Raw genomic sequence first — 5,642 nt, forward strand, 5'->3', positions numbered from 1 at the left:
CCTACCACCGACGCCGACGACAGATTGCTCTCGGACGATTGACCCCTGTCGAATACGAGCTGATCATGAAGCCAGCCGCCACCCAAGCGGCCTAACCGAAACTGTCACCAGTTCGTGCAGCAGTCCCCTCTGACCTGCGGAAACGTAGGGTCCGGGGCCCTTCTTCGTTGTCCGGGTGGATCCGGCTGTGGACGGCGTTCTACGGCCATTCGCGTCCTATACGCGCCCGAGTTTCGGAGCGGGAGCTCGTTCTGAGGCGCTGAGAGTGCCCGTTCGATGCGCCCGATCGCGACCGATTCGGTGTTGTCGAGGCACTTCGCGTAGACCCGAAGAAGTACGTCGACACCGTGCCCGGGGCCCACTCCGCGACCTGAGTCGGGGCGACTCCGGCGGCGAGCCAGGTCGAGAGGCAGGCGTGCCGGAGGTCGTAGGGACGGGCGGCCAGCGGCGAGGCGACCTGCTCGGGCGTGAGGGCCTGCTCGCGAGCCTGTGACCACACCCGGTAGACACGGCTCAAGCTGACGGGGGTGTCAAACGCGCGAGCGCGCCGAGATCGATCGCTGGGTCGAGATGGGCCAGAAGTTCGACGAGATCATCGACTCCCCCGTGATGCTGGCCTGTTTCATGGACGAGCTGCTCTGCCGCATCGCGACGAACGCCCCGCTGGAGGACTACCGGAACCAGCGCGCGATCAACCAGCTCGTCGTCATCTACTTCATGGTCGGCCGGATGACCGACGGCGACTTCGAACTGCCTGCGGTCGACCCAAACCGCTGACCGTCACCGCAGGCGGCCCGCACCGTGGCGGACGACCTACTAGCGAGACGATGCTCAGGCTCGACCACATCCCGCAGACGACGACGGCGTGACGGTCGCCCAAGTGCAGAGTGCCCTCGACCAGGCGACTGGCGGTCCGCGTCAGCTCGAGGACGTAGCAGAGTTGCCAGGCAGCGTGCCGTAGACCTCGTCGGTGATCGGCTCGAGCCACTCGTTGCTGACGCCCTCGCCGGGGGTGATGAAGGCAAGGTGAGAGAACCACGAGTCGGCCTTGGCTCCGTGCCAGTGCTTGGTGCCGGCCGGAACGCGAACCACTGTCCCGGGCTCCATGCTGATCGGGTCCTCGCCGTCGGCCTGGTACCAGCCCGATCCGGCTGTGCACATCAGGATCTGGTCACCTCCGCCGTCGGTGCCGTGGTGGATGTGCCAGTTGTTGCGGCAGCCGGGCTCGAAGGTGATGTTGGCGACGGGAACGCTCCCCGCAACGATCGGAGCGTTGTAGCTCTGACCGATGAAGTACTCGGCGTAGGCGTCGTTCGTCTCCCCGAGGGAGAAGATCTGGTCGAAGTCGTTGGGGTTCATCTCTGCTCCTAGGGCGGTTGTGCTGTCGCCCGGCTGCGTGTTGCGGGCGACGTGGTTCGGTCGTGGGTCCTGCTCAGGAGTCGCTCTCGATGATGTTCTTGAGCACAGTGGTCGCACCCATGCCGTTGGGCCAGCCGGAGTAGAACGCGAGCTGGAGGAGTGCCTCTTTCAGCTCTTCGTCGGTGACGCCGTTGCGGCGGGCGAAGCCGAGGTGGAACTGCAGCTGGTCCATCTTTCCGAGGGCGGTGAGCGCGGAGATGGTGACAAGGCTGCGGTCGCGCTTGGACAGGCCCTCGCGCTCCCAAACCTCGTCGAAGAGCACCCGGTCGGTGTAGTGCACCATGCCGGGGGCGAAGTCGCCGAAGGCGTTCTGGCCGCCGGCCCAGCCGGAGCTCATCTGGTTCTCGTTCTCGGTCATTGCTGAGGCTTCCGTTCTCTCGTCGGTAGGGGGATCCCCCCACGGTGGTCTGGTGCGAGCAACCGGCTGCGCGACTCGGTCGCTCGCCCCGCGGCCCGGTGAGGTGTCGATGCGTGGTGCAGGTCGGCGTGACACGGGCTGCTAGTCCGTTGCGCGGTCGCTGGTTTCTCGTGCGCCGAGGTCGTTCGTGGAGGTCGGGGCGGTCCAGCTGCTGAGGATCTGCATAGCTTCGGCGGTGGGCGAGTTGGGTTCGACGGTGTAGACGAGCATCACGAGGCCGGGGTCGCTGGCGAGCTCGAAGGTCTCGTAGCCGAACTCGAGATCGCCCATCACGGAGTGGGTCAGGAGCTTGGCGCCGCGGCGGTATCGGAAGACGTCGTGCCGTGCCCAGTAGCCACGGAACTCCTCGCTCTGGGTGGAGAGGCGTCCGATCACGTCGATGAGGCCTTGGTCGTGGGGCTGTTTGGCGGTGGCGGTGTGCAGGAGGGCCACGACGTTGTTCTTGGCGGCGTCGTAGTCGCGGTGGAACTCGTGGGCTCGAGGGTCGAGGAAGAGCCACAGCGCGTAGTTGAACCGATCCTGTGACCCGTCCATCGGGTGGGAGTAGAGGGCCCGGCCGATCGGGTTGGCCGCGAGCCGGTCCAGGCGGGCGTTCTGAAGGTATGCGGGTGCCTGGATGGAGTCGAGCACAAGCTGGAGTCCAGGTCGCACCGTGGTGTTGGTCGTGCGCCGTTGCCGTGACCGGGTCTGGGTGATCTTGACGAGGTCGAACAGGTGGTCCCGTTCGTCGTCGTTGAGCTGCAGGGCGCGGGCCACGGCTTCGAGTACATCCCGGGAGGCGCCGGCTACTTTGCCGCGCTCCAGGCGGGCGTAGTAGTCGGTGCTCACCCCGGCGAGCTGGGCGACTTCTTCTCGTCGCAGCCCGGCAACGCGGCGCCGGCCGGCGTAGAACGCGACACCGGCCTCGTCCGGTGAGAGCTTGGCTCGCCGGGAGGAGAGGAAGCTGGTGATTTCCGCCTTCGGATCCATGACTCGTCGACCCTAGACCCGCAGCAGTGCCTTGACGGCGCGCCGCTCGTCCATCGCCCGGTAGGCCTCTGCAGCCTCGTCGAGGTCGACCTGGAGGTCGAACACGACGCCTGGGTTGATCTCGCGATTCCAGATCCGCTCGATCAGGTCGGGAAGGAACCTCCGCACGGGCGCGGGGCCGCCGTGGAGGTGGACGCCGGAGAAGAACAGCTCCTCACCGGGAAGCTCGACGTCGTGGGAGACGCCGACGTACCCGACGTAGCCACCCGGACGGGTCGATCGGATGGCCTGCATCATCGACTCTTGAGTGCCGACTGCCTCGACGACGCCGTGCGCGCCGTAGCCATCGGTGAGTTCCTTGATCGCCTTGACCCCTTCGTCGCCTCGGACGTCGACGATGTCGGTCGCTCCGAACTCGAGCGCCAGCTTCTGCCGGGATTCGTGACGGCTCATCGCGATGATCCGCTCGGCGCCAAGCTCGCGGGCGGCCAGGATGGCCGAGAGTCCCACCGCGCCGTCGCCTACGACCGCGATCGTCTTTCCCGGGCCAGCATCGGCGGCCACGGCACCGAACCAGCCGGTGCCCAAGACGTCGGAGGCCGCGAGCAGGCTCGGGATCAGGTCGTCCGCGGGCTGGCCCGGCGTGGCCACCAGGGTGCCGTCGGCCAGCGGGACGCGCAGGTACTCCGCCTGCGCTCCGCCGGCACCGACATACTCCACATGCGCGCATCGTGACTGGTAGCCGGCCTGGCAGATCTCGCAGGTGTTGTCTGAGGCCATGAAGGAGCCCACCACGAAGTCGCCGGGCTTGACGGTGGTGACCTCTGAGCCGATCTCCTCCACGACGCCGACATACTCATGCCCCATCGGGGTGGGTCCGTCGATGGGCTCGATGCCGCGGTAGGGCCACAGGTCCGACCCACAGACGCAGGCCGCCGCGACCTTGATCACAGCGTCGCGGGGAGTCTGGATGGTGGGCTTGTCGCGCTCCTGCACGCTGATCTCGCCGGGGCCGGTAAGCATCGTTCCGCGCATAGCGCCGATCTCCTTCGTTCAGACGGGGTCCCGGTTCTCCGGATGTCAACGCTTTCGACGCTAGCCGCGTCGACCCGGGCGAAACAGGACCTGCCAGACCACTGTTCGCCTGGTCCTTCCTGGGCGCGTGCGCGGCCTGCACGCTCGTAGGCAAGAGGCCCATAAGGGCCATCAGAGATCACCGCCAGGTCGTCGACGGCACCGAGCGGAAACCGAACGGAAGAGGAGGCCCCGTGAGCACGAGCACCGACCAGCCCACCATCAGCAGCGGCGAGAGCGGCAAGAGCACCGTGGGCGACACGACCCGCCGGGCGCTGCCGCCCGTGGTGCCGTTGCTCGCGGTCGGCACGTTCTTGATGATCACCACCGAGTACCTCGTCGCGGGTCTCCTCCAGGACATCGCGACCGGTCTGGACGTCGACGTCAGCCGGGTGGGCCTGCTGATCAGCGCCTTCGCCGTGGGGATGATCCTGGGCTCGCCGGGAATGGCGCTGGCGACGTTGCGGCTCCCGCGCCGGATGACGCTGGTCGGCGCGCTCGGAATCTTCGCCGTCGGTCATGTAGTGGCGGCCCTGAGCACCACCTTCGCCCTCGTCGCGACCGCGCGCGTCATCGCAGCCCTGGCTGCAGGCGCGTTCTGGGCCGTCGCGGCGGTCGTTGCGACCACCGCCGCCGGACCCGCCAACCAGTCACGAGCTCTGGGACTCATGATGAGCGGCGTCGGCATCGCCACCGTCGCCGGTGTCCCGCTCGGCATCTTCGCCGGACAGCTCCTCGGCTGGCGCGGCAGCTTCTGGGTCCTCGCCGCCGCCGCGGCCCTGGCCGCCCCGATCATCTACCGCTGCACCCCCGCTGACACCCACACCGCTGCCCCGTCGGTCCGCTCGGAGCTACGTGCGGTCGCCACCGGCCGCATGGCGCTCCTGGTCCTGGCAACCGTGCTCGCCACCGGCGGGTACATGACCACCTTCTCCTACCTCTCACCGCTCGTAACCGAGCGCACCGGGCTCGCGGAGAAGGCCGTGCCGCTGGTCTTCGTCGTCTTCGGGACCGGAGCAGTCCTCGGCACCAACCTGGCCGGCAGGTTCGCAGACGCTCGACCGCTGACGACCTTCCTGACCGCGACGACCTCGACCGTAGCGATCATGACGCTGCTGGCACTGAGCTCCACCAACCCGATCGCCACGTTCATCCTGATCTTCGCCCTCGGCATCGCCGGCATGGGCATCCCGCCCGTCGGGACCGGTCTGGCTGTCCGCTTCGCCTCAACCGCGCCGACGCTCGCCGCCGCCATCGCCGTCGCAGCCTTCAACGGCGGGACCGCCCTGGGCACATGGATCGGCGCCGAGACCCTCAGCACCGACCTGAGAGCCCGCGGCCCCCTCCTCGTCGGCATCGCGATGGCAACCCTCGGAGGCGCAACCCTCAGCACGATGGCGGCCCTGCGACTCACCGCCGAGCCGAACCACCAGCAGCCCGACACCCACGACCCTCACCGCTGATCCCAGCCCTTCCGAGAGGACCCTCGAGACCCTCATGCGCACTTGGCCCGCCACCACGATCAGCCGCATCGCCGCAAGCGACGACGACCTACACGTCTCCCCGTTCCGAGCCTCGACGATCTCGATCTCCTCGAAGCCCCCGGCCTGCCGCTGCGCAGGACGGGGGCGCGCGTGTCTCAGCGGGCCGCGCGGGTCGGGTAGGAGGACTGCGCTCCGGGACGCTGCGCGGCGGAGGCCGCCGCGGCGTTCGCGGCCGCGAGGGCCCCGCGCAGCTCCGAGCTGGCCGCGAGCTCGGCGAC

General features: G+C 68.3%; 6 protein-coding genes. 2 read left to right on the forward strand and 4 right to left on the reverse strand.

Annotated elements, in window-relative coordinates; all coding sequences use genetic code 11:
- The first annotated feature begins 570 nt into the window (after window positions 1-570).
- Window positions 571-777, forward strand: a complete 207-nt coding sequence (locus QM572_RS13490; RefSeq protein WP_415093955.1) for a hypothetical protein — start codon at window positions 571-573, stop codon at window positions 775-777.
- Window positions 778-918: 141 nt separating this feature from the next.
- Here the strand turns inward: QM572_RS13490 and QM572_RS13495 are convergent, their stop codons facing one another.
- The 4 genes from QM572_RS13495 to QM572_RS13510 all read right to left on the reverse strand — a co-directional run bounded on the left by QM572_RS13495 (window position 919) and on the right by QM572_RS13510 (window position 3,829).
- Window positions 919-1,359 (reverse strand): cupin domain-containing protein, encoded by a 441-nt coding sequence (locus QM572_RS13495; protein WP_415093957.1) that lies wholly within the window; start codon window positions 1,357-1,359, stop codon window positions 919-921.
- 73 nt (window positions 1,360-1,432) lie between these two features.
- Window positions 1,433-1,777, reverse strand: a complete 345-nt coding sequence (locus QM572_RS13500) for a carboxymuconolactone decarboxylase family protein (protein WP_415093959.1) — start codon at window positions 1,775-1,777, stop codon at window positions 1,433-1,435.
- 141 nt (window positions 1,778-1,918) lie between these two features.
- The gene (locus tag QM572_RS13505) at window positions 1,919-2,806 is read right to left on the reverse strand and encodes a helix-turn-helix transcriptional regulator (RefSeq protein WP_415093961.1); all 888 of its coding nucleotides are present in this window, start codon (window positions 2,804-2,806) and stop codon (window positions 1,919-1,921) included.
- A 12-nt stretch (window positions 2,807-2,818) separates the two neighbouring features.
- A complete protein-coding gene (locus tag QM572_RS13510) occupies window positions 2,819-3,829 on the reverse strand; it encodes a zinc-dependent alcohol dehydrogenase family protein (RefSeq protein ID WP_415093963.1) in 1,011 nt (336 codons plus the stop codon).
- A 245-nt stretch (window positions 3,830-4,074) separates the two neighbouring features.
- Between QM572_RS13510 and QM572_RS13515 the strand changes: the two genes are divergently transcribed.
- Entirely contained in the window at window positions 4,075-5,343 is a 1,269-nt protein-coding gene (locus QM572_RS13515; RefSeq protein ID WP_415093965.1) for an MFS transporter, read from the forward strand.
- Window positions 5,344-5,642 lie beyond the last annotated feature (299 nt).

It is taken from the genome of Nocardioides sp. (genome assembly GCF_047607365.1).
In the GTDB taxonomy this organism is placed as follows: Bacteria; Actinomycetota; Actinomycetes; order Propionibacteriales; family Nocardioidaceae; genus Nocardioides.

Coding starts and splice junctions, on each gene's coding strand:
- QM572_RS13495 (WP_415093957.1), bottom strand. CDS start 1,359: ATGAACCCCAACGACTTCGACCAGATCTTCTCCCTCGGGGAGACGAAC.
- QM572_RS13510 (WP_415093963.1), bottom strand. CDS start 3,829: ATGCTTACCGGCCCCGGCGAGATCAGCGTGCAGGAGCGCGACAAGCCC.
- QM572_RS13500 (WP_415093959.1), bottom strand. CDS start 1,777: ATGACCGAGAACGAGAACCAGATGAGCTCCGGCTGGGCCGGCGGCCAG.
- QM572_RS13505 (WP_415093961.1), bottom strand. CDS start 2,806: ATGGATCCGAAGGCGGAAATCACCAGCTTCCTCTCCTCCCGGCGAGCC.
- QM572_RS13490 (WP_415093955.1), top strand. CDS start 571: ATGGGCCAGAAGTTCGACGAGATCATCGACTCCCCCGTGATGCTGGCC.